Raw genomic sequence first — 21,922 nt, 5'->3', positions numbered from 1 at the left:
AATCGGAAATGATCTGTTCGAAGATCGATCAACCGAAAGGCTCGACCAAGCCGGCGCGAAGAATGTGAAAAGCAATCCGCAAGCACCGGCCGAACTCGCGCTCCGGCTTTTCCCGCGAATCGCTCTCACGTCCGAGCGGTGCGCAAGATCGTCCGAACCCGTTTCGACAGACGATCTTTCGCCTGCCCGAGCCCTCCGCTCCACACCTCCCGGACCGCGACACCCGCAGCCGGGCGTTCCCACCCGGCAAACCGGAACGCAGTTCGCGAAAATAACTCAAGAATCGATTTCGATCAGTCAAGACCGACGTTAGGGGAAACGAATTCAGGACGCACAATACCGCGCCGCACGCTCACTCCTTAGCGTGGAATCGGCGGTCGACGCCTTCAGCGCCGCGCGGCCGCGGAGGTGGCGCTGCGGCCGGCACGACGACCGAAGTAGGACGCCTCACCGAGCTGGACGCCGGAGGCGTAGCCCTTGCCGTCGATGGCGATGTTGGACGCGCAGGCCCCCGCCGCGAAGACGCCGCGCACGACCGAACCGTCCTCGCGGAGCAGTTCGCCGTCGACCGTGACCCGCAGACCTCCGCAGGAGAAGCCGGCGTAGAAGCACTTCCCGGGCGTGAGGTCGTAGGCCCCCCACGGGCCTCGGTTCAGCGGAACCAGGTGCTCGGGCGCCTTGTGGAACTCGGGGTCTTCGCCGCGCGCGGCGGCCTCGTCGTAGGCCGCCATGGACTCGGCCAGCGCACCCGCGGGGATGCCGAGCCCCTGCTCCATCTCCTCGATGGTGTCCCAGCCGTCGATCAGCGGCTGGAACCGGTAGGCGGGTTCGACCATGGTGGCCGAGTCGAGGATCAGGTACGCGACCCGTCCGGGCTGTTCGAAGACGTGGGCGGAAGTGCGGGAGTGGTAGGAGTCCTCGTTGACGAAGCGCTTGCCGAGCTTGTTGACCACGATGCCGCGCAGCGCTTCGCCCGGCGGGTAGAAAGGTCCGGTCACGAAGACCTTGTCCAGGTGGTCGGCGACGCCGCCCACGGATTGGCCCATGCGGATCCCGAAGCCGTCGTCGTGCGGGTTGCCCAGCGCCATGCCGTTGCTCTCGACGGCCAGCAGGTCGGGCGCGTGGGCCTCGAGCATCTCGCGGTTGAGCACGAAGCCACCGGCCGCGATGATGACCGAACCGGCCTTGATCGCACCGGCGCCGCCGTCGAGGTTCTTCCAGGTGGCGCCGACGATGTCGGTGCCGTCGACGATCAGCGCCGTCGCGCCGGTCTCCCAGCGCACCTCGACGCCCCGGGAGTCGAGCACGTCCAAGGCCAGACCGACGACCAAGGCGGCACCTCCGGTGTCGCCCGGCACCGGAACCTTGTGCCCGCGCGGTGCCGCCTTCACCACCGCCTCGACGTCGAGGCACTTCTCGTTCCCGGTGAAGCTCAGCCCCTCGGTGCCCGGCTGCACGACCGCCTTGCCCGGGTAGAACTCGCGCTCGAACTCGAACCCGAGCGACTCCAGCCACCGGAAGTGCTCCACGCTGCCCTCGGCGTAGGCGCGGATCTTGGCCGGATCGCACTCGGGCGACATCAGGGCCAGGTAGTCCGCCATCGCCTCGGCGGAGTCGTCCCACCCGGTCGCGCGCTGGACCTCGGTGCCACCCCCGAGGTAGAAGTGCCCACCGGCCATCGCACTGGTGCAGGTCAGCCGCCCTCCGGCGTCGATGACCAGGACCCTCGCCCCCGATTCGCGGGCTTCGAGCGCCGCGCTCACACCGGCCATGCCGGCGCCGACCACGAGGACGTCGACTTCGTCGGAGAAGGTGTCAACCGACTCGACCGACACCGGATCAGGGATGCCCACGCCCATGAACCCACCCGCCGTTAGAACTCGTTACACCCGAGAGCTGCGCACCTGCAAAGCAGGATCAAGCGCAGACTGTAACACGTTCTAGGTTTTTCCAGAAGGTCGGCGGACGACCCCGGCGGATCAGCGCGCGACGAAAGTGCTCAGCAGGGCCTGCACCTCGTAGACGTCGACGCCCTTGCCGAACTGCTGCGACACCGGCTCGGCGGTGCTGGAGATCCAGATCTTGAGCTCGGCGTCGAGGTCGAAAGTGCCTGCGGTCTCGACGGAGAAGTGGGTGATGCTGCGGTACGGGATCGAGTGGTACTCGGTCTTCCGGCCGGTCACGCCTTGCTTGTCGACGAGGATCAGGCGCCGATCGGTGAAGATCAGCGAGTCGCGGATCAGCTGGTAGGCGGCGTGGATCTGCTCGTCCTGCGCCAGCAGCCGCCCGAACTCCTTCGCCGCCGCCCGGGGATCGATCCCCGAGGCGTTTCCCATCATTCCGCCGAACAGACCCATGCCCCGCCCCTCGTTGACGATCTCTCCCGACCACCGTACCGAAGCTCGGCGGGGCCGGACCGAACCGCGGGCGCACACGCGAACGCCGGTCGGTCCGCGGAATCCGCGGACCGACCGGCGTCGTGGAGAGGTTCAGCCGGTGACGGCCACGTGACCTTCGGTCGCCTCGGGCGCCGGGGCCGTGGGCAGCTCTTCGGCGTCCTCGACCTCGTCGGAGTGCGACGGCGGCTGGTGCGCCGGCGGCTCGTGCGACGGGGGCTGGTGTCCCGGCGGCTCGTGCCCAGGAGGCTGATGCCCCGGAGGCTGGTGCCCGGGCGGCTCGTGCGACGGCGGTTCGTCGGTCGGCGGCTCTTCGGTGTCCGGCTTCTCCGGGTGGTCGACGATCGGCGCGTTGACGCACTCGACGTTCTGCGGCGAAGCGATCGGCGCCACCGCACCCAGCACCGCGACGTTGTTGCCGCACAGCTGAACCGGCAGCACGCTGAGGTTGTTGTCGTTACCGAGGTTGACGCCGTCGTTGTCGGTGCTGTCGGCGGACGCGGGCGTCCCGATCAGCATTCCGGCGCCCAGGGCGAGAACCGCTGTCCAGTAGGCGGTTTCACGGAAAGTGCGCACCGCTACCCCACTTTCTCCGGTGGACACGCCCGAAACCCGGTCACGTTTCCACGAACGGTCTGAGATCAAATGCGGAGCGAACGCTAGCCCCGTCCCAGCAGCACCGCCACACGAGCGGATCAGCGCCGGAGACAAGGACATTTCGCCTGACCTGCGACGATGTGGAAAAAGGAAGCAAAACACCCAGCGAACCATCCACTTGATCACCCGTTGGAGCTTCGTTGATCACCTGGACGAGCGATGGAGATCGACTCTGAAAACACCGTCCGCGCAGACACCATCACACTCCAAGGTCACGCAACCGAAGCAGAACACTCCTGGCCTCCGGGGAGTTCGGCGTTGGACGCTGCGGAATTCAGTTGAGGTGGTGGGTGCTCCCGAGGCGGGAGGATTGCGCCCGGCAGTGCGCTGGCCTCCCGCCTCGGGCCCCTATCCCCGCACCGTGGTGCGCTGGCGCCCGAGGTGCTGGACCTCGATGTCGACCACGTCGCGAGGACGGAGGTACGGGCGCGGCTCCGGGTGCAGAGCCGCGACTCCGGCCGGGGTTCCGGTGAGCACCAGATCCCCCGGGTGCAGCGTCATCAGGCCGCTGAGGTGCGACAACAGCTCAGCGACACCGAAGACCATGTCAGCCGTGCGGCCCCGCTGGCGGTGGGTCCCGTTCACCAGCAGGTCCAGTCGCAGGGCCTGCGGATCGGGGATCTCGTCGGCGGTGACCAGCCACGGGCCCAGCGGGCTGAAGGTGTCGTGGCACTTGCCGCGCACCCACGTCGGCCCGCTCTTGAGCTGCGCCCGCTCGGTGACGTCGTTGGCCGCGACGTAGCCGGCCACCGAGCGCAGCGCCTCCGCCGGGTCCGGGCAGGAGCGCAGCCGGGTGCCGATCACGACTCCCAGCTCCACCTCCCAGTCGGTGTGCGTGCTGCCGGGCGGCAGCACGATCTCGTCGTTCGGACCGGTGATCCCGCTGCTGGGCTTGAGGAACACGATCGGCTCCGCCGGGGGTTCGGCACCCGCGGCCGCGGCGTGGCACCGGTAGTTCAAGCCGATGCCCACGACCTTGCCCGGTGGCGCGATCGGCGGACCGAAACGCGTCGCGGGCAGCTCCGGAAGCGCCTCACGACCCGCGTCGATGGCCGCGAGGCGTTCGGGATCGGCCAGCAGGTCCCCGTCGATGTCGTGGGCGAACCCGGACACGTCGCGGACCAGGCCTGCAGCGTCCAACACCCCCGGCCGCTCGGCACCGGGTTCGCCCACCCTGACCAGTCTCATGACCGGCCCGCCACCGCGGTCGGAGCGTCGGCGCCGGACTCGGCCAGCGCCTCGAACTCGTTGACCGCGTCGATCTCGGTGCCCATCGACACGTTGGTGACCCGCTCGACCACGACCTCCACCACCACCGGGACCCGGTGTTCGGCGACGAGCTTCTTGGCCTGCTCCAACGCGTCGAAGATGCCCTCGGACTCAAAAACCCGCAGCGCCTTGCAGCCGAGCCCTTCGACGACCTTGACGTGGTCGACGCCGTAGCCCGCGAGTTCCGGCGCGTTGATGTTGTCGAAGGACAGCTGCACGCAGTAGTCCATGTCGAACCCGCGCTGCGCCTGCCGGATCAGCCCGAGGTAGGCGTTGTTGATCAGCACGTGCACGAACGGGATGCTGAACTGCGCGCCGACCGCGAGCTCCTCCACCAGGAACTGGAAGTCGTAGTCGCCCGAGACCGCGACCACTGTGGACTCCGGGTCGGCGGTGGCCACGCCGATGGCGGCGGGCACCGTCCAGCCCAGCGGACCGGCCTGACCCGCGTTGATCCAGTGGCGCGGCCGGTAGACGTGCAGCATCTGCGCGGCCTGGATCTGCGAGAGCCCGATCGTGGAGACGTAGCGGGTGTCGGGTCCGAACGCGCGGTTCATCTCCTGGTACACCCGCTGCGGTTTGATCGGTGCGACGTCGAAGTCGGTCTTGCGCAGCAGCTCCGCCTTGCGGTCCTGGCACTCCCGGCTCCACTCGCCGCGATCGGCGAGCCTGCCCTGCTGCCGCCATTCGCGCGCGACCTCGACGAAGACCTCCAGCGCGGCGCGGGCGTCGGACACGATGCCGTAGTCCGGCGCGAAGACCCGTCCGATCTGGGTGGGTTCGACGTCGACGTGGACGAAGGTCCGGCCCTCGCGGTAGGTGTCGAGACCTCCGGTGTGCCGGTTGGCCCAGCGGTTGCCGATGCCGAGCACGAAGTCCGACGCGAGCATCGTCGCGTTGCCGTAGCGGTGCGCGGTCTGCAGGCCGACCATGCCGGCAGCCAGCGGGTGGTCGTCGGGGATCGTTCCCCAGCCCATCAGCGTGGGCACGACCGGAACGCCCAGCGTCTCGGCGAACTCCACCAGCAGGTCCGAGGCGTCGGCGTTGATGACGCCGCCACCGGCGACGATCAGCGGCCGCTCCGCGGAGTTGAGCATCTCCAGCGCGTGCTCGACCTGCGCACGGGTCGCTGCCGGTGTGGCGACCGGCAGCGGCTCGTAGGTGTCGATGTCGAACTCGATCTCCGCCAGCTGCACGTCCAGCGGGAGGTCGAGGAGCACGGGACCGGGCCTGCCCGACCGCATCACCTGGAAGGCCTTCTGGAACGCGCCCGGGACCTGGGCCGGTTCCAGCACGGTCACCGCCCACTTGGTGACGGGCTGGGCCACCGCCTGGATGTCGACCGCCTGGAAGTCCTCCTTGTGCAGCTTGGCGACCGGCGCCTGGCCGGTGATGGCCAGGATCGGGATCGAGTCGGCCGAAGCGGAGTACAGCCCGGTGATCATGTCGGTGCCCGCCGGCCCCGAGGTGCCGACGCAGACGCCGATGTTGCCCGCTTCGGTCCGCGTGTAGCCCTCGGCCATGTGCGAGGCGGCCTCGACGTGGCGGGCGAGCACGTGGCGGATGCCGCCGTGCTTCTTCATGGCGCTGTAGAACGGGTTGATCGCGGCGCCGGGCAGCCCGAAGGTCTGCGTGGCGCCCTCCTTCTCCAGGATGAGGGCGGCGGCGTCGACGGTGCGCATGCGCGTCATGTTCGTCCTCGTTTCGGCTGGTGGTCAGGTGTCGCTGAGACCGGAGAGTCGTTCGACGCCGCGCAGCAGCGCGGAGTGGTCGAGTCCGCCGTCGCCGTTGGCGCGAGCGGACGCCATCAGCTGCGCGAGCAGCGAGCCCAGCGGCACGACGGCACCGGATTCGCGGGCGGCGGCGGTGACGATGCCCAGGTCCTTGTGGTGCAGGTCGATGCGGAAACCGGGGGCGAAGCTGCGGTCGAGCATGTTCCGCCGCTTCTGCTCCAGCACCGCCGACCCGGCGAGCCCGCCGCCGAGGACTTCCAGCGCGGCTTCGGTGTCCACGCCGTAGGACTCGACGAACACCACGGCTTCCGCCAGCGCCTGGATGTTCGAGGCCACGATGAGCTGGTTGGCGGCCTTGACGGTCTGACCGGCACCGCTCGGCCCAACGTGCACGACGGTCTTGCCGACGTGGTCGAAGACCTCCGCCGCGGCGGCGAAGTCCTCCTCGGAGCCACCGACCATGATGGACAGCGCCGCGTTCTTCGCACCGGCCTCACCGCCGGAGACCGGGGCGTCGAGCAGCCGGAACCCCTTCTCGGCGGCCGTGCCGGCGAGCTCGATGGTGACGTCTGGGCGGATGCTGGAGAAGTCGATGATCAGCGCGTCGGGCTTGGCGTTGGCGAAGACCCCGCTCTCACCGGTGAGCACGTCGCGCACGTCGGGGCTGTCGGGGACCATCACGCAGACGATCTCGGCGCCCGCGACGGCCTCGGCGATCGAGCCGGCCGCGCTCCCGCCGGCCTCCTTGAGCGGGCCGTACTTGTCGGGCGTGAGGTTGTGACCGGTCACGTCGTGGCCGGCGTTGGCGAGGTGCACGGCCATGGGGCTGCCCATGACTCCCAGGCCGATGAACGCGATCGAGCTCATGCTTGCTTCCTCCTCGGATCTCTTGGTTCAGCTGCGGCGTTCGCGCGGGAGCCAGTCGAAGGGGCCCGCCTGGCCGCTCGCCTTGTACTCCAGGCCGACCCAACCGCGGTAGCCGCCGCGTTCGAGCGCGGCGAGCTGCTGCTGCAGCGGCAGCGATCCCGTGCCGGGTTCGTTGCGGCCCGGGTGGTCGGCGATCTGCACGTGCGCGATGCGGTCGACGTGGTCGGCGATGACCTGGTCCACGTCGTCGCCGTTGACCGCCAGGTGGTAGAGGTCGGCGAGCAGCCCGAGGTTGGTCGCCCCGGCGGTGTCCCGCACCCGGTCGATGACCGCGAGCGCGTCGGCGGCGGTGCGCAGCGGGTAGGGCTGCGGGCCGCTGACCGGCTCGACCAGCACCGTTCCGCCGATGCGTGCGGCGGACTTCGCGGCGAGCGCGAGGTTCTCCACCGCCAGGGCGTCCTGCTCCTCGGCGGAGGCATCGTCGACGCGGTTGCCGTAGAGGGCGTTGAAGGCGGTGCAGCCCAGGCGTTCGCCGATCTCGACCGTGACGTCGACGTTGTCGCGGAACTCCTGGCTGCGCGCCGCCCACGAGACGAGCCCGCGGTCGCCGCCGGGCATGTTCCCGGCGAAGAAGTTGAGCCCGACCAGCCGCACTCCCGCGTCCTCGACGGCGCGGACGAAGGCGTCGACGTCGCGCTGCGCGGGCACCGCGGTGTCGAACGGCCACCAGAACTCGACGGCGTCGAAGCCGGCTTCCTTCGCGGCGGCCGGTCGCTCCAGCAGCGGCAGGTCGGTGAGCAGGATCGAGCAGTTGACCTCGTAGGGCAGTGCGTGACTCATCGCGACCGTCCTATTTCCGTATCGTGGATCTTTGTTTCCGTTCCACAGAATAGTGGCGGCCATCACCGGCTCTTGTCAACACTTTGTTTAAGGGAGTCGAGTCCGATCACGACTGGGTACCGTGGCGGACGTGTCGCGCCCGTACGTTCTACTCAGCGTCGCCGTCAGCGCGGACGGCTACATCGACGACGTCGACCCGCAGCGGTTCCCGCTGTCCAACGCGACCGACTTCGACCACGTCGACCAGGTGCGCGCCGAGTCCGACGCGATCCTGCTGGGCGCGGGCACGGTGCGCCGCGACGACCCGCGGCTGCTCGTCCGCAGCCCCCGCCGGTGCGCCGAACGGACCGCGCGCGGCCTGCCGGAGCACCCGCTGAAGGTCGTCGTGTCCGGCAGCGGCGACCTCGACCCCGCCTCGCGCCTGTGGCAGCGCGGCGGCGACAAGCTCGTCTACACCACCGACGACGGCGCGCGTACGGCGCGCGACTCCGTGGGCGAACTGGCCGAAATCGCCTCCCTGGGAGCGGAAATCGACTTCACCGCGCTCGTCGACGACCTCGCCGACCGGGGCGTCGAGCAGCTCATGGTCGAGGGCGGGACCTGCATCCACACCGAGTTCCTCAAAGCCGGCCTGGCGGACGAGATCCGGATGGCGATCGCGCCGATGCTCATCGGACAGGCCGGAGCGCCGCGATTCCTCAACCCGGAAAGCTTTCCCGGCGGCCCGGCACGCCGCTTCCACCTCGAAGACGTGACCCGGCTCGGCGATGTCGCCGTGCTGCGCTACTTCCCGAAGATCACGTCCGAGAACGGCTGAGCCACAGCACGTCTCGTCCGAACGACCACACGAGGGCCAGCAGCGCGCAGGCGACCAGCTCGCCCGCGTGCGGGACGATCCCCGACGACGCCGCCACGAGCACGATCCCCTGCACCGCGGCCACGGCCTTGCGGGCGAAGCTCGGCGGCAGCTCCCCGCGAAGCCGCGGCAGCACCCACGACGCGGCCACGAACAGGTAGCGCATCAGCCCGATCGACAGCACCCACGCGCCGAACACCACGGCGACGTGCGCGCTGAGCACCAGGATGAGGAACGCGTCGACCTCCATGTCCAGCCGCGCCCCGAACACCGACGCCGTGCCGGTGCGCCTGGCCAACCGACCGTCGAGGAAATCGCTGATCAGCGCGAGGACCCCGAGGGTGACGATGATCGCGGACCCCGCGCCGTCGACCACCAACGCGGCGATCACCGCGGTCAGCGCGGCCCGCACGAGCGTGATGCGGTCGGCCGGGCCGAGCGAGGTCCGGCCGTGCCGCCGCATCGAGCGGCGCAGCAGCACCAGGGTGACGACCGCGCAGCCGATCCCGGCACCCCAACCGGCCGGTCCCAGACCCGTGCTCGCGGCGACCGCGCCGAGCGCCCCCACCTGGACGGCCGCCCATGTCAGGTGCTCGACTGTGTTGCGGTGGAGTTCGATCATCGCCACTCTGGTTCTCGGAGGTCGTCCATGGCAGAGGCCACGCGAGCATTGTGGGTCACGGCGGAGGGCGAGTGCGAGATCCGGCGCGCCGCGCTGCCGGAGCGTTCGCCGGATCAGGTGCAGGTGCGCACCCTGCACTCGGCGATCAGCAGGGGCACCGAAAGCCTCGTGCTGCGCGGGCGAATCCCCGAGTCCCAGCACCAGCGGATGCGGGCGCCGTTCCAGGAGGGCGATTTCCCGTGGCCGGTCAAGTACGGCTACCTCAACGTCGGCGTGGTCGAACGCGGGCCGGTCGAGCTGGAAGGCCGCACCGTGTTCTGCCTGTACCCGCACCAGACCCGCTACGTGGTGCCCGCCGACGCGGTCACCGTCGTGCCCCCGCAGGTCCCGCCCGAGCGGGCCGTGCTCGCCGGGACCGTGGAGACGGCCGTCAACGCCGCGTGGGACGCGGCCCCGCTGGTTGGTGACCGGATCGCGGTCGTCGGTGGCGGGATGGTCGGGTGCGCCGTGGCCGCCATCCTCGCCCGCGTCCCCGGTGTGCGGGCGCAGCTGGTCGACGTCGACCCCGCCCGCGAGACGACCGCGCGCGCCCTCGGCGTCGACTTCGCCACCCCCGAACACGCCCGCGAGGAGTGCGATCTCGTCGTGCACGCCAGCGGCGACCGGCGGGGCCTGGTGCGCTCGCTGGAACTGCTCGCCCAGGAGGGGCGCGTCGTCGAGTTGAGCTGGTACGGGGACGCGGAGGTGGGCTTGCCGCTGGGCGAGTTCTTCCACTCCCGGCGGCTCACGATCCGCAGCAGCCAGGTGGGCGTGGTCGCGCATCCGCGCCGCGGTCACGCCGAGCGGATGTCGTTGGCGCTGGACCTGCTCGCCGACCCGACCTTCGACGCGCTGATCACCGGTGTGAGTTCCTTCGACGACCTGCCCGAACTGCTCTCGGGCGAGCTTCCGGCGCTGTGCCACCGGATTGACTACGGTGCGGATCATGCTCGTCCGTGACACGACCGACGACGTGCGCGACCGGCGAGCCGATGTCGCGGTGCTGCCGATCGGCAGCCTCGAACAGCACGGCTCGCACCTGCCGCTGGTGACCGACACGGTCATCGCCTGCACCATCGCCCGGGAGGTCGCCGCCGCCCACCCCGTGCAGCTGCTGTCGCCGGTGACGATCTCGTGCTCGCAGGAGCACGCCGCCTGGCCGGGAACCGTGAGCATCACCGCGAGCACGCTGCACCTGGTGGTCACCGACGTGTTCGAGTCGCTGCGGCGCTGGGGCGTGCCGAAGCTGGTGCTGATCAACGGCCACGGCGGGAACTACGTGCTGTCCAACGTCGTCCAGGAGGCCGGTGGGGACATGGCGCTGTTCCCGGCGGCGCGCGACTGGGACGAGGTGCGGGCGGCCGCCGGCGTCGAGACATCGGCGCGCAGCGACATGCACGCGGGCGAGGTGGAGACCTCCATCCTGCTGCACGCCCACCCCGACCTGGTCCGTCCCGGTTACGAGTCGGGCGATCACCTCGCCGACGACCGCAGGCACCTGCTCACGACCGGGATGCCGCACTACTCGGAATCGGGCGTCATCGGCAGGCCGTCGCTGGCCTCAGCGCGCAAGGGCCGAGACCTGCTCGCCGGTCTCGTCACGGCGTTCGGCGACCACCTGGCGGCGCTCGGCTGAACGGCCGACCAGCACGAACACGCCGGGCAGCGCGGCGATCACCGCCAGCACCCCGTAGGCCACCGAGGTCGCCAGGCCCTGCGCCGGGTCCCACCCGGTGGCGGCGAAGGCGACCGCCAGGAACGCCTCCCTCGGCCCCCAGCCGCCGACGTTGATCGGCAGCGCCATCACCAGCAGCGCGAGCACCAGCAGCGGCAGCAGGGTCGTGACCGGGACGTCCGCGCCCGCGACCCGCGCGGCGACCAGGAACAGCGCCAGGTGTCCGGCGACGGTCGCGACCGAGGAGACCGCCACCGGTGTCAGGGCCCGCCGGGTCAGCACCCCGCGACGCGCGTCGCGCCAGAACGTCACCGCCGCGCGGCGCACCGCCGGGACGAGCAGGCTCACCCCCGCCACCACCCCTGCGATGACCAGCCCCGGAGCGAGCGCGAACGGCAGCGCCGGACCGGTCAGCAGCACGACGGCCGCGACGGCGATGAGAGCGATCTGCCCGGCGCAGCGTTCGAGCACGACGGCGCGAACACCACCGCCGAGGTCTCCGGAGCGGTGCCCGTGGCTGACCGCGCGGTGCACGTCTCCCAGCTCCCCGGCGGGCAGCACGGCGTTGAGCAGCAGGGCGCGGTAGTAGTCGGCGACCGCCGCGCGCAGCGAGAGCCGCAGTCCGAGACCGTTCGCGACCACGCACCACCGCCACGCGCTGCACACCGTGGTCGCCAACCCGATGGCCAGCGCCGCGAGCACGGTCGTGACGTCGATGGCGCGCAGCCCGTCGAGGAAGGCGTCGGTGCCCAACCGCCACGCCAGCAGCGCGAGGATCCCGGCCGCGACGAGCACGCGCAGCCAGGGCCACAGCCGGCGGATCATGCGCGCTCCCCCGGAATCGCGAGCAGGTCGGCGTGGTGGACCAGGACCCGCAGGTCACCGGATCGCCGCCGCAGGTAGTCGGGTGCCGCCTCAGCCAGTTCGGGTTCCTGCTCGCAGGCCGCGCCGACCCAGCCGCGCAGCCACTCCTCGGCCAACGGGCCGGGGCCGAGTCGCCAGGGGCTCGGGCGGGTGAGCACCCGCGCGCCGAGGTCCTCGAACGCCGCGATGGCGGCGGGCACCGCGTCGGGACCGAGCAGCTGGCGGCGTTGGTGCTGGTTGAACGCCGCTTCGAACCGCGCGTCCAGCGGCTCCGGCGGTTCGAACTCGACGCGCCCGACCACGGTGAGGGTCAGCAGGGCTGGGCAGCGGGCTTCGACGCAGGCGGCGGCCAGCGAGCGGACCTCGCCCTCGGTGAGCACGTCGAGCAGCGCAGAGGCGGTGACCAGCGATGTTCCGGCCAGATCTGCTGCGCGCAGTCCGGCGAGCTCGGCTCGTCGGGTTTCGACGGTGACGTCCTCGGTGGCCAAGGCTGCTTCGGCGAGCGCGAGGAGCCGCGGATCGCGGTCGTGCAGGACCCAGTGCTGCGGGCGGTCGAGCCGCCCGGCCAGCCACCGCCCCATCGAACCGGTGCCGCACCCCAGGTCGCGGATCACCAGCCGGGAGGCCGGCAGCGATTCGCGGAGCGGTCCCAGCAGTTCCGCTGCGCGGGCCTCGGCATCAGCGCGTTCGCGGAGTGCCAGCCACTCCGGGGCGAAACCAGCGGCGGTCATGTTTCCAGGCTAGTCAGCGCGGCGGCCAGTTGCCGCGCGGTCGACTCCCAGGTGGGCAGCTGATCGCGGCGGCGCAGCGCCGACTCGCGGAGCCGGGACCGGAAGTCCGGGTCGTCGGACCAGCGGCGCAGGGCGTCGGCGAGGGCGGCGGTGTTTCCGGGCGGCAGGAGCAGGCCGCCGTCGCCGAGCGCGTCCGGGACGGCGCTGGCGATCACCGGGATCCCGCGTGCCAGGGCTTCGGTGACGGCCATGCCGTAGGTCTCGGCGAGGGAGGGCTGCACGAGCAGGTCGGCGGAGGCGTAGGCGTCGGCGAGCTCCGCGCCGGCCAGCGGGCCGCGCCAGCGGATCCCCGCGGGGTGCTCGATCAGCCGCCGCACGCGAGCGGGATCGCGAGCCGGACCGACGAAGTCGCAGGTCAGCGGGAGTCCTGCGAGGGCTTCGACCAGCAGGTCGTGGCCCTTGCGCGGTGTCAGCGAACCCACGCACAGCAGTCGCGACACCCCGTCGGTTCCAGGCGCGAGCGCTGCGGGTTCGGTGCCCGGGGTCGCGGTGCGGACGCGGCGAAGACCGTGGTGGCGGGCGAGCCGCTGCGCTGCCTGCGGGCTCGTGGCGATGACGAGGTCGGCCGCGCGCAGCGTCGCGCGCTCGGCGGTGTCGAGTCGCGCAGCGGTTGCCGGGTCCAGCCCGGTCTCGTCGGCCAGCGGCAGGTGCACCAGGACCGCCGTGCGCAGCCGGTCGGCGTGGGACCCGATGATCTCGGGAACGCCGCAGGCCACGAGCCCGTCGAGAAGCACCGCTCCCCCGTCCGGCACCGCTGCGAGCACGTCGGCCAACCGGTCGCGCGCGTCGTCGTCGGGCTGCGGCCAGGTCCCCGCGAGCGCGGTCGCGCGCACGTCGAAGCCCAGCGCCGCCAGGCCTTCGGTGGCGCGGCGGTCGTAGACGTTGCCACCGCTGGGCCGGTCGTCGGCGGGGACGACGAAGTGGACCCTCACAGCGCGCGTTCGTAACCGGCCCAGGCCACGTGCGATTCGTGCAGCGCGACGCGCAGACCGCTGAGCCCGCGCGCGGATTCTCCGAGAGCTCCCTCGTGGACGCGGTCGGCGAGGCGATCGGCGATGACCTTCGCCAGGAACTCCGTCGAGGTGTTGATCCCGGCGAACTCCGGTTCCTCGTCGAGGTTGCGGTAGTTCAGCCCGGCCAGCACCTCGCCGAGCTGCTCGGTGGCGCGTCCGATGTCGACGACGATGTTGTCGGCGTCCAGCTCGTCGCGGGTGAACGTCGCGTCCACGACGAACGTCGCGCCGTGCAGGCGTTGCGCGGGACCGAAGACCTCGCCACGGAAGCTGTGGGCGATCATCACGTGGTCACGAACCGTGACGGTGAACAAAGGTGACCTCCGGTGGTCTGCCGGTTACTGTCGAGACTTCGACCGAGCGTAATGACAGCTGGACGAGGTGACGAGAGGGCCGGATGCACGAGCGAGCCGCCAGGCGCGAGCACACCATCCGTGACGAGGACGTCGCCGAATCGCAGTTGGCGACGCGACGCGCGAACTTCCGCTGCATCGCCTTCCGCGACCCGGTCGACGGGGTCGAGCACCTGGCGCTGGTCCTCGGTTCGGCGAACGAGGACGTGCTCGTGCGGGTCCACTCGGAATGCCTGACCGGCGACGTCTTCGGCGCTCTGCGCTGCGAGTGCGGTGATCAGCTCCGCCTGGCCCTCGACCGGATCGCCGACGAGGGCTCCGGGGTGCTGGTCTACCTGCGCGGGCAGGAAGGGCGCGGGATCGGCCTGGTGGCGAAGGTGCGCACCCAGGTCCTGCAGGACTCGCGTGGACTGGACACCGTGGACTCGGCGACCGCCCTCGGCTATCCCGTCGACACCCGCGACTACGGTCCCGCGGCGAGGCTGTTCCGGCGGCTCGGGGTGCGCTCGGTCCGGCTGCTGTCGAACAACCCGGACAAGGTCCGCGCGCTGGAGACCTCCGGCATCGCCGTCGTTCGTCGCATTCCGCTGCTCGCCCCGGCCAGCGAGCACAACCTCGGCTACCTCACCGCCAAGCGCGACCGGCTCGCCCACGACCTGCCGCACATCGGCGCGCACGTCCTGGAGTGATCAGCGCGCCCGCCACGGGCCGCCGCGCGCCAGCGACAGGACGAATCCGGCCAGCGCGGCGAGGCCGGTCGCGGCCACGGCCACCGCGAAACCGGTGCGCACGGCCGGGTCGTCGGCGTCGGCCGCGTAGGAGGCCACACCGGAGGAGCCCAGCCAGGTGGTCAGGATCAGCAGCGCGACAGCGGTTCCGGCGGCCTGGGCGCTGTTGAACAGCATCGAGCGGATCCCGTTGGCCACCGCGCGGCGGTCGCTGCTGACACCGGCCATGATCGAGCCGGTGTTGGGGGCGGTGAACAGTCCCGTTCCCCCTCCGATGAGCCCCAGCCACAACGCCATCAGCACCAGCGGCGCACCGGGTGTCGCCAGCTGACCGGCCAGTCCGGCGGTGCCGAGCACGACCAGCAGCGCGCCGAGGCTGGACAGGGTTCGCGCCGACCAGCGCGACGACAGCCGTCCGCTCAGCGGCGCGCACAGCATCATCAGCAGCGCCAGCGGCATCACCACGAAGCCTGCTTCCAGCGCCGTGCGGTGCTCGACCATCTGCTGGTGCAGGCCCACCAGGACCACGACTCCCGCGCGGCAGAAGGAGTTGAAGAACGCGGCCCCGTACGCCTGGCCGCGTCCAGGTCGGCGCACCAGCTGGAAGTCCAGGAGCGGAGCCGAGATCCGCAGCTCCACCAGCACGAACGCCGTCAGCAGGGCGATGCCCAGCAGGATCGCCGCCGGTACGCGGAGGTCGGTCGCTCCCCACGGCCCGATGCGGTTGATGCCGAACAGCAGCACGGCCAGGCCCGCGCTGGAGAGCACCGCCCCGGCGACGTCGAAGCGCTCCCTCGGGCCGCGTGCGCGCGGGATCTTCGGCAGCAGCCTCGCTCCCAGCACCACGGCAAGGATTCCGATGGGCACGTTGACCAGGAACAAGGCGTGCCAGTCGGCGAAGGTCACCAGCAGCCCGCCCAGCGCGGGCCCGATCATCTGGGCGATCGAGGCGGCGGTGATGTTGAGGCTCAGGCCGCGCACGAGGCGGTCCGGCGGGAAGACGTCGGTGAGGATCGCGGTCGTGTTGGTGACGGTGGTGGCCGCCGCGATGCCCTGCAGCACCCGCAGCAGGATGAGCACGGTGGCGTTGGGCGCGAGCGCGCACAGCAGGCTGATCACGGTGAAGCACACGAGACCGGCGAGGTAGATCGTCCGCCGCCCCAGCATGTCGGAGATGCGGCTGAACACCAGGATCGACGCGGTGTTGCTGAGCATGAACGCCACCAGGAACCAGTCGGCGGTGGCGGCGGGAACCTGGAAGGACGCCGACAACGCGGGCAGCGCCAGGTTCAGCGAAGTGGCGTTGACCAGCACCAGCATCAACCCGAGCGTGGTCACCCCGAGCGCCCGCCGACACCGGCGGCGAACCTCCCGGTCGTCGTCGGCCTGTGGAACCGCCGCATCGCGTCCACTCGCGTCCTGTCCGCGCCTGGTCACGATCAGCACTCCTTCGGGTCTAAAGCATCCTAACCCTCCTCTCGATTCATCCTGGTCACGGTCATCTCCTGGGGCACCACCCGGCGGTTCTGGTCCGAACCGTCCGCTGTGCGCGTCCGATTTGCCCGGTCAGTTCGGACCAGAACCGCCTTCGCTCATGCGACCTGAACGGCGGGCGACCTGCCGAGCACCGCTCCGCTTCCGTCGAGGGCTTCGACGGCGACGAAGGGATGGACGCCCTGGACGTCGATCTTGGTTTCGAAGCCGGCCTTCGGCGCGTCGAGAACCGGGGCGAGGTTCTGCTCGTCCGGGCCCGCGAGGACTCGCCAGCCGGTCACCTCCGTGGCGCCGTTCCAGCTGGCGTAGACGCTGGTCACTCCGTCGCCCGGCTTCCCGGCGACCGCCGGGGCGTCGGTGGGCTTGCCGACCCACTGGGAGCGGTAGGCGCGGTAAGAACCCATCGACTCGGCGAAGCGGCCGTGGAACAGCACCTCGTTGTTCGGGCCGAACTCGCTGAAGTACGGCTTGCCGCCCCAGCCCACGAACATGTGACCGTTGGGCAGCATCTGGGCGTTGCCCTGGTTGGGCGCCAGCAGCCCCTCCGGGCTCTCCGCGCTGCGCAGCAGCGTCGCCGTCCTGGCCGACTCGTCGACGTTGAGCGTCATGCCGCGCGACTTGCCGCGCCCCGCCGCGTCGGCGTTGTCGAACAGGCTGATCGAGCCGTCCGCGTGCCGGCGGACGTCGTGCTGCCAGACGAAAGCCGCGTCGTCGCCCATCGCGAAATCGCTCTTGCGCCCGCACAAGCGCCACTTCACGTCGCCGCTGCGGCGGTCGATGCGGTAGGCGGCGTGCGTGCAGCGCGCCGAGATCAGCAGCGCGTCGCCGTCCTCGCAGATCGCGTTGAGGTGGATGTAGTCGTGGAACTCCTCGGGGTCCTCGGGGACCGGGTAGAACGACTCGTCCAGGCCGACGTGCTCCAGGCTGTTCCACTCGAAGACCAGCTCACCGGAGGCGATGTCGATCTCCTGCACGACGTTCTCGAGGACCTTCGAGTTCGGCTGCCCGCCAACGGAAGTCGTGTCCACCCGCACCTCGCGGTAGGCGAGGAGCAGGGCCGTGCCCTGCGGGGTGATGATGAACTCGTGCAGGTCACCGGTCAGCCCGTTGACCGGGGCGACCTCGGCGATGCGCGCGTAGGTCTCGTCCAGGACCACGAACTTGCCGTGGCCGAACCCGGGCGGCACCACGACCTGGCCCTCCCAGAACGTCAGCACCGGTTTTCCCTGGTACTGCTGGACCTTCAGGTCGAAGTTCACGCCCTCGGTCGCCGGGCCGAACCAGACGGCCTGCCCGGTGTCGTCCATCAGCATCGAACCCGGCTGGATGGGCGCGCGCGGGGCGGGCGCGTTGACGTCCATCGTGCTCGCACCGGTCGGCGTGAGCAGCACGTGGCCCGGCTCGGTGCCCGCGGCCGGGGTGATGATCTCCATCAGCGGCGGGTGCAGATCAGGACGGCTGACCAGATCGGCGCCCAGGACACCGGCGGACGGCCGGGGCGCGGCCTGCGCCGTGCCCGATAACGCCGCAGGAACCAGTGGCGCCGCGGCGAGCATCCGCAGCACCGATCTGCGGTCCAATTCGTTGACGGACATGGATCTCCTAAAAGAGAGACTCGAAACTGTTCAAAAATACGGCGGAGCCGTTGCTTCAGGTGTCGGACTCAACTCGCACCGCCGCGGGTTCTGAGCGGCTTCGTGGCGAGTACGCCGCGACGCCGATGTCCACCCCCTGGGCAAGCGGCATACATCAGGAGCGGCGCACGGAGACCACGAAGCCGCTGCGCTCTCCCCTTCGGGGTTTCCGCCACCCGCACCGCGAAGCAGAGAAATCCTCAAACGGTTTTGATCAGGACTCGAACGGTGAGGGGAACTTGCCCTCGCGTTGGGTCCTCTCGACGAGGTCGCGGATCGAGCCGGAGTCGTTGACGTGCGGGAACGCCTGCTCGGGGACCGGGACGTCGAGGAACTCGCACAGCCGGTCCCAGCCCTCGCCGACCTTGTAGACCAGCAGCCGGTCGGCCGGAACGGCTTCCTGCACGGCGGCGTTGTGGGCCTCGAAGACCTTGATGGCGTGCTCGCGGTCGTCGAAGCGGCCGTCGAAGGTGCCGTTCCAGATCATCCGCTCCACGGTCGGCCGCATCCTGGTGCTGAAGTCGTCGTCGGACGGGGGCTCCTGCACGAACTGGTAGATCGTGTTGAAAACGCTGTCGTACCAGCGCTCCGGGTCGCGGACGGTGAGCAGCACCTTCGCGTCCGGGTAGAAGTCCATGAGCTCGCGCCAGAACGTGCAGCCCGGCCAGTCCACCGTGGACTCGAAACCGCCGAGCACGGTCTCCCAGTCGTCGACCTCCCCGTCCAGCGCGCGGTCCCAGTCTTTCGCGCGTTCGGGCTGCGCGATGACCTCAAACATGTGGTAGCACGGCGCGAAGCCGAGGTGCTCCAGCGCCGCCTTCATCGACGCGGTTCCGGTCCGGCCGAACCCGGCTCCGATGATCTTGACCATTTTCGCTCCTTCGTCGTGCTGTTCAGGTCTTTCAGCGCGCGCCGATGATCAGGACGGCACCGACCGTGGCGTGGCTGGACTCGTCGATGAGCACCGCTCCTCCGGTGAACCTGTTGCGCTCGTAGGGATCGCAGAACACCGGTTGCGCGAGCCGCACGGCGATCTCGCCGACGTCGTTGAGCCCCAGCGAATCGGCCGGGCCGCGCTCCAAGGTGGTGACGTCGAGCCGTTCGCGGACCTCCGTGACGATCGCCTTGACCACGCGAGTGGTGTGCTTGAGCAGCAACCGGGTGCCCGGGCTTAGCGGGGTCTTCGGCGACATCCAGCACACCGACGCCGTCAGCTCCTCGGCCGCGGCCGGGGGCTGGTCGACCGCGCAGAGCAGGTCGCCGCGACCGACGTCGATGTTCTCGGCCAGCCGCAACGCCACCGACTGCGGCGCCTGACCGCGTTCCAACTCCCCGTCGGCGGTGTCGACGGCGACCACGCGGCTGCGCATCCCGGAAGGCAGGTGCAGGACCTCCTCGCCGGGCGCGACCGATCCGCCCGCGACCTGGCCCGCACAACCCCGGTAGTCCTGCTCCTGCGCGCGGATCGCGTACTGCACCGGCAGCCGGAACGGGCCCGCCTCGTCGGCGACCTCGACCTGCTCCAGGTGCTCCAGCAGCGATGGCCCGTCGTACCAGGGCATCGCCGCGGAGCGGTCCACGACGTTGTCGCCGCGCAGGGCGGAGATCGGGATGGCGGTGACCTCGCGCAGGTTCAGCCGCTCGGTGAAGGCCGCGAACTCCTCGGTGATGGCGCGGAAGACGGACTCGTCGTGGTCGACCAGGTCCATCTTGTTCACCGCCAGCACCAGCTGCGGCACGCGCAGCAGACCCGCCAGCACCGCGTGCCTGCGGCTCTGCTCGGTCAGCCCGTTGCGGGCGTCGACCAGCACGATCGCCAGGTCCGCGGTGGAGGCGCCGGTGACCATGTTCCGGGTGTACTGGGCGTGGCCGGGCGTGTCGGCGATGATGAACGCCCGCCGCGCGGTCTCGAAGTACCGGTGCGCGACGTCGATGGTAATGCCCTGCTCGCGCTCGGCGCGCAGCCCGTCGGTGAGCATCGCCAGGTCGAGCTGCTCGTCCCCGCGCTCCTTGCTGGCCACCTCCAGCTGTTCGAGCTGGTCGGCCAGCAGCGACTTGGAATCGTGCAGCAGCCGCCCGATCAGGGTCGACTTGCCGTCGTCGACGGCGCCCGCGGTGGCGAAGCGCAGCAGGCTGTCGGCCGGGGCGAAGACCGGTTCGGTGGTGGTCATCAGAAGTATCCCTCCCGCTTGCGGTCCTCCATCGCCGCCGCGCTCGTGCGGTCGTCGGCCCGGGTCTGGCCGCGCTCAGAGATCCTGGTCGCGGCGATCTCGGCGATCACCTCGGAGACCGTCGCCGCCGTCGACTCCACGGCACCGGTGCAGGTCATGTCGCCGACGGTGCGGAACCGCACGGACCGCTCGACCAGCTGCTCGTCGGCGCCGCGCGGCAGGAACGGGTTGTCGGCCAGCAGCATCCCGTCGCGCTCGAAGACCTTGCGGTTGTGGGCGAAGTACAGCGACGGCAGCTCGACGTCCTCGTGGTCGATGTAGGTCCAGACGTCGCGCTCGGTCCAGTTCGACAGCGGGAAGGCGCGCACGTTCTCCCCGGGGTGGATCAGCCCGTTGTAGAGGTTCCACAGCTCCGGGCGCTGGTTGCGCGGATCCCACTGGCCGAAGGTGTCGCGGAAGGAGAGCATGCGTTCCTTGGCGCGGGCGCGTTCCTCGTCCCGGCGGGCGCCGCCGAACAGCGCGTCGAAGCGGTGCTCGGCGATGGCCTCCAGCAGCGAGGCCGTCTGCAGCCGGTTGCGGCTGGTCAGGCCCTCGGGTTCGGTGGTGCGGCCGGCGTCGATGGACTCCTGCACCGAGGCCACCACCAGCCGCACGCCGAGTTCGGCGGCGCGGCGGTCCCGGAAGTCGAGGACCTCTTCGAAGTTGTGACCGGTGTCGACGTGCAGCACGGGGAACGGGATCGGCGCCGGGGCGAACGCCTTCTCCGCGAGCTTGAGCAGCACGGCGGAGTCCTTTCCGCCGGAGAACAGCAGCGCAGGGCGGTCGCGCTCGGCGACCACCTCGCGGATGAGGTGCACCGCCTCGGATTCCAGCAGGTCCAGACGAGACAGCCCGGCGGGCATCAGCGACTCCCCTCGATTCGGTCGGACAGGGCGGCGAGCAGGTCCACGGCCAGCTCGCGGCGGCAGACCAGCAGGTCGGGCAACCACGGGTCGGGGCGGTCGTAGACGAGTTCGGTGCCGTCGAGCCGGCTGGTGTGCAGACCTGCGGCGCGGGCGATGCCGACGGGAGCGGCGCTGTCCCACTCGTACTGGCCGCCGCCGTGCAGGTAGGCGTCGACCTCGCCGAGGACCACGGCGGTGATCTTGGCGCCCGCCGAGCCCATCGGCACCAGTTCGGCACCGATCTCGGCCGCGACCGCGGCGACGAACTCCGGCGGCCTGCTGCGGCTGACCGCGATGCGCGGGCGCTCGATGGCGCGCGTCGGCTGCTTCGGCGGTGCGCCGGTGCCCAGCACGATGCCCTGGGCGGGCAGCGCGACGGCGGAGGCGATGACCTCATGGCGTTCGGCGAGCGCGACGTGCACCGCCCAGTCGGCGCGGCCGGGTTCGGTGAACTCGCGCGTGCCGTCGAGCGGGTCGACGATCCACACGCGTTCGCCCGGAACGCGTTCCGGTCCGGCCACGCCGTGCTCGGACAGCACCGGATCGGCCGGGCGTTCCTGCGCGAGCGCGTCGACGAGCAGCCGGTGGGCCGCGGCGTCACCGGCGTCACCGAGCGCCCGGGGCTCCGCTGCGGACCCCTCTCGCAGCTCGACCAGGCGCTCGCCCGCTCGCCGCGCCAGCCGCGCGGCCAGCTCGTGGTCGTCGCTCACCCCACTACCTCCCTGTGATCATTCGCGACGGGCGCCCGCCGCGACGACATCGCGTTGCGCAGCGGTGGGATCACCGCGCCGAGCAGCACGACCAGCAGTCCCGCCGACACTCCCGGCAGGACGTCGGTGCCGATCATCATCAGCCCGGTGGTCACCAGCATTCCACCGAGCAGCACCCGCACCGGCCGGTCGGGAACCCGCGCCGAGATCAGCGATCCCACCAGCACGCCGGGGATCGATCCGGCCAGCAGCGAACCGGCCAGTCC

At 70.7% G+C, this 21,922-nt stretch carries 21 protein-coding genes and 2 pseudogenes; 4 read left to right on the top strand and 19 right to left on the bottom strand.

The features are described 5' to 3' along the window. Positions 1 to 386 precede the first annotated feature (386 nt). From AB0J78_RS05390 to AB0J78_RS05360, 7 genes and pseudogenes are all read right to left on the bottom strand, one after another. Positions 387 to 1,859 (bottom strand): FAD-binding protein, encoded by a 1,473-nt coding sequence (locus tag AB0J78_RS05390; RefSeq protein WP_363787240.1) that lies wholly within the window; start codon positions 1,857 to 1,859, stop codon positions 387 to 389. A 120-nt stretch (positions 1,860 to 1,979) separates the two neighbouring features. Continuing rightward, positions 1,980 to 2,357 (bottom strand): PH domain-containing protein, encoded by a 378-nt coding sequence (locus AB0J78_RS05385; RefSeq protein WP_363787237.1) that lies wholly within the window; start codon positions 2,355 to 2,357, stop codon positions 1,980 to 1,982. A gap of 132 nt (positions 2,358 to 2,489) precedes the next feature. Continuing rightward, entirely contained in the window at positions 2,490 to 2,972 is a 483-nt protein-coding gene (locus AB0J78_RS05380; protein ID WP_363787235.1) for a hypothetical protein, read from the bottom strand. A 429-nt stretch (positions 2,973 to 3,401) separates the two neighbouring features. Next, positions 3,402 to 4,241, bottom strand: coding sequence for a fumarylacetoacetate hydrolase family protein (locus tag AB0J78_RS05375; RefSeq protein ID WP_363787233.1), 840 nt, complete (start codon positions 4,239 to 4,241; stop codon positions 3,402 to 3,404). Next, positions 4,238 to 6,013 carry a glyoxylate carboligase gene (gene gcl, locus AB0J78_RS05370; RefSeq protein ID WP_363787231.1) on the bottom strand — a complete coding sequence of 592 codons (1,776 nt, stop codon included), beginning with the start codon at positions 6,011 to 6,013 and terminating at the stop codon, positions 4,238 to 4,240. The genes AB0J78_RS05375 and gcl overlap by 4 nt, the downstream gene beginning before the upstream one ends. Before the next feature lie 24 nt (positions 6,014 to 6,037). Beyond that, positions 6,038 to 6,925 (bottom strand): annotated as a pseudogene (locus tag AB0J78_RS05365) (2-hydroxy-3-oxopropionate reductase); the annotation flags it as partial. 24 nt (positions 6,926 to 6,949) lie between these two features. Beyond that, on the bottom strand, positions 6,950 to 7,762 hold the full coding sequence (locus tag AB0J78_RS05360; RefSeq protein ID WP_363787229.1) for a TIM barrel protein: 813 nt from the start codon (positions 7,760 to 7,762) through the stop codon (positions 6,950 to 6,952). Positions 7,763 to 7,892: 130 nt separating this feature from the next. Between AB0J78_RS05360 and AB0J78_RS05355 the strand changes: the two genes are divergently transcribed. Continuing rightward, a complete protein-coding gene (locus AB0J78_RS05355; protein WP_363787227.1) occupies positions 7,893 to 8,579 on the top strand; it encodes a dihydrofolate reductase family protein in 687 nt (228 codons plus the stop codon). On the opposite strand, the gene AB0J78_RS05350 is transcribed toward AB0J78_RS05355, so the two are convergent. Beyond that, entirely contained in the window at positions 8,560 to 9,240 is a 681-nt protein-coding gene (locus AB0J78_RS05350) for a CDP-alcohol phosphatidyltransferase family protein (RefSeq protein WP_363787225.1), read from the bottom strand. The two genes, AB0J78_RS05355 and AB0J78_RS05350, sit on opposite strands and share 20 nt — an antisense overlap. 27 nt (positions 9,241 to 9,267) lie before the next feature. On the opposite strand from AB0J78_RS05350, the gene AB0J78_RS05345 reads away from it, so the two are divergent. Together AB0J78_RS05345 and AB0J78_RS05340 are read left to right on the top strand one after the other, a co-directional pair. Next, positions 9,268 to 10,239 (top strand): zinc-binding alcohol dehydrogenase, encoded by a 972-nt coding sequence (locus AB0J78_RS05345; RefSeq protein ID WP_363787223.1) that lies wholly within the window; start codon positions 9,268 to 9,270, stop codon positions 10,237 to 10,239. Continuing rightward, the gene (locus tag AB0J78_RS05340; protein ID WP_363787221.1) at positions 10,226 to 10,915 is read left to right on the top strand and encodes a creatininase family protein; all 690 of its coding nucleotides are present in this window, start codon (positions 10,226 to 10,228) and stop codon (positions 10,913 to 10,915) included. The genes AB0J78_RS05345 and AB0J78_RS05340 overlap by 14 nt, the downstream gene beginning before the upstream one ends. Here the strand turns inward: AB0J78_RS05340 and AB0J78_RS05335 are convergent. The 4 genes from AB0J78_RS05335 to AB0J78_RS05320 are packed head-to-tail and all read right to left on the bottom strand — an operon-like array spanning position 10,841 to position 13,936. Next, positions 10,841 to 11,779 carry a lysylphosphatidylglycerol synthase transmembrane domain-containing protein gene (locus AB0J78_RS05335; RefSeq protein ID WP_363787219.1) on the bottom strand — a complete coding sequence of 313 codons (939 nt, stop codon included), beginning with the start codon at positions 11,777 to 11,779 and terminating at the stop codon, positions 10,841 to 10,843. The genes AB0J78_RS05340 and AB0J78_RS05335 overlap by 75 nt on opposite strands. After that, the gene (locus tag AB0J78_RS05330; RefSeq protein ID WP_363787217.1) at positions 11,776 to 12,549 is read right to left on the bottom strand and encodes a methyltransferase domain-containing protein; all 774 of its coding nucleotides are present in this window, start codon (positions 12,547 to 12,549) and stop codon (positions 11,776 to 11,778) included. The genes AB0J78_RS05335 and AB0J78_RS05330 overlap by 4 nt, the downstream gene beginning before the upstream one ends. After that, on the bottom strand, positions 12,546 to 13,541 hold the full coding sequence (locus AB0J78_RS05325) for a glycosyltransferase family 4 protein (protein WP_363787215.1): 996 nt from the start codon (positions 13,539 to 13,541) through the stop codon (positions 12,546 to 12,548). Before AB0J78_RS05325 ends, AB0J78_RS05330 begins: the two co-directional genes overlap by 4 nt. Continuing rightward, positions 13,538 to 13,936 (bottom strand): 6-carboxytetrahydropterin synthase, encoded by a 399-nt coding sequence (locus AB0J78_RS05320; protein ID WP_363787213.1) that lies wholly within the window; start codon positions 13,934 to 13,936, stop codon positions 13,538 to 13,540. The genes AB0J78_RS05325 and AB0J78_RS05320 overlap by 4 nt, the downstream gene beginning before the upstream one ends. Before the next feature lie 83 nt (positions 13,937 to 14,019). Between AB0J78_RS05320 and AB0J78_RS05315 the strand changes: the two genes are divergently transcribed. After that, the gene (locus tag AB0J78_RS05315; RefSeq protein ID WP_363787211.1) at positions 14,020 to 14,664 is read left to right on the top strand and encodes a GTP cyclohydrolase II; all 645 of its coding nucleotides are present in this window, start codon (positions 14,020 to 14,022) and stop codon (positions 14,662 to 14,664) included. On the opposite strand, the gene AB0J78_RS05310 is transcribed toward AB0J78_RS05315, so the two are convergent. From AB0J78_RS05310 to AB0J78_RS05280, 7 genes and pseudogenes are all read right to left on the bottom strand, one after another. Next, positions 14,665 to 16,140 carry an MFS transporter gene (locus AB0J78_RS05310; protein ID WP_363787209.1) on the bottom strand — a complete coding sequence of 492 codons (1,476 nt, stop codon included), beginning with the start codon at positions 16,138 to 16,140 and terminating at the stop codon, positions 14,665 to 14,667. 155 nt (positions 16,141 to 16,295) lie between these two features. Continuing rightward, positions 16,296 to 17,792, bottom strand: a complete 1,497-nt coding sequence (locus AB0J78_RS05305; protein WP_363787207.1) for an arylsulfotransferase family protein — start codon at positions 17,790 to 17,792, stop codon at positions 16,296 to 16,298. A gap of 253 nt (positions 17,793 to 18,045) precedes the next feature. After that, positions 18,046 to 18,702 (bottom strand): sulfotransferase family protein, encoded by a 657-nt coding sequence (locus tag AB0J78_RS05300; RefSeq protein ID WP_363787205.1) that lies wholly within the window; start codon positions 18,700 to 18,702, stop codon positions 18,046 to 18,048. 31 nt (positions 18,703 to 18,733) lie between these two features. Further along, a complete protein-coding gene (locus AB0J78_RS05295) occupies positions 18,734 to 20,002 on the bottom strand; it encodes a GTP-binding protein (RefSeq protein WP_363787203.1) in 1,269 nt (422 codons plus the stop codon). Then, the gene (gene cysD, locus AB0J78_RS05290; protein ID WP_363787201.1) at positions 20,002 to 20,904 is read right to left on the bottom strand and encodes a sulfate adenylyltransferase subunit CysD; all 903 of its coding nucleotides are present in this window, start codon (positions 20,902 to 20,904) and stop codon (positions 20,002 to 20,004) included. The genes AB0J78_RS05295 and cysD overlap by 1 nt, the downstream gene beginning before the upstream one ends. Further along, complete coding sequence (locus tag AB0J78_RS05285) at positions 20,904 to 21,656, bottom strand: 3'(2'),5'-bisphosphate nucleotidase CysQ (RefSeq protein ID WP_363787199.1); 753 nt, start codon at positions 21,654 to 21,656, stop codon at positions 20,904 to 20,906. Before AB0J78_RS05285 ends, cysD begins: the two co-directional genes overlap by 1 nt. Further along, positions 21,653 to 21,922: pseudogene (locus AB0J78_RS05280) on the bottom strand (hypothetical protein); the annotation flags it as partial. The gene AB0J78_RS05285 and the pseudogene AB0J78_RS05280, both read right to left, overlap by 4 nt.

The organism is Saccharopolyspora sp. NPDC049426 (assembly GCF_040676935.1).
Classification (GTDB): Bacteria; Actinomycetota; Actinomycetes; order Mycobacteriales; family Pseudonocardiaceae; genus Saccharopolyspora.
This window is presented reverse-complemented; position numbering and strand designations above follow the sequence as displayed.

Coding starts and splice junctions, on each gene's coding strand:
- AB0J78_RS05390 (WP_363787240.1), bottom strand. CDS start 1,859: ATGGGCGTGGGCATCCCTGATCCGGTGTCGGTCGAGTCGGTTGACACC.
- AB0J78_RS05385 (WP_363787237.1), bottom strand. CDS start 2,357: ATGGGTCTGTTCGGCGGAATGATGGGAAACGCCTCGGGGATCGATCCC.
- AB0J78_RS05375 (WP_363787233.1), bottom strand. CDS start 4,241: ATGAGACTGGTCAGGGTGGGCGAACCCGGTGCCGAGCGGCCGGGGGTG.
- gcl (WP_363787231.1), bottom strand. CDS start 6,013: ATGACGCGCATGCGCACCGTCGACGCCGCCGCCCTCATCCTGGAGAAG.
- AB0J78_RS05360 (WP_363787229.1), bottom strand. CDS start 7,762: ATGAGTCACGCACTGCCCTACGAGGTCAACTGCTCGATCCTGCTCACC.
- AB0J78_RS05350 (WP_363787225.1), bottom strand. CDS start 9,240: ATGATCGAACTCCACCGCAACACAGTCGAGCACCTGACATGGGCGGCC.
- AB0J78_RS05345 (WP_363787223.1), top strand. CDS start 9,268: ATGGCAGAGGCCACGCGAGCATTGTGGGTCACGGCGGAGGGCGAGTGC.
- AB0J78_RS05340 (WP_363787221.1), top strand. CDS start 10,226: ATGCTCGTCCGTGACACGACCGACGACGTGCGCGACCGGCGAGCCGAT.
- AB0J78_RS05335 (WP_363787219.1), bottom strand. CDS start 11,779: ATGATCCGCCGGCTGTGGCCCTGGCTGCGCGTGCTCGTCGCGGCCGGG.
- AB0J78_RS05330 (WP_363787217.1), bottom strand. CDS start 12,549: ATGACCGCCGCTGGTTTCGCCCCGGAGTGGCTGGCACTCCGCGAACGC.
- AB0J78_RS05315 (WP_363787211.1), top strand. CDS start 14,020: ATGCACGAGCGAGCCGCCAGGCGCGAGCACACCATCCGTGACGAGGAC.
- AB0J78_RS05305 (WP_363787207.1), bottom strand. CDS start 17,792: ATGTCCGTCAACGAATTGGACCGCAGATCGGTGCTGCGGATGCTCGCC.
- AB0J78_RS05300 (WP_363787205.1), bottom strand. CDS start 18,702: ATGGTCAAGATCATCGGAGCCGGGTTCGGCCGGACCGGAACCGCGTCG.
- AB0J78_RS05295 (WP_363787203.1), bottom strand. CDS start 20,002: ATGACCACCACCGAACCGGTCTTCGCCCCGGCCGACAGCCTGCTGCGC.
- cysD (WP_363787201.1), bottom strand. CDS start 20,904: ATGCCCGCCGGGCTGTCTCGTCTGGACCTGCTGGAATCCGAGGCGGTG.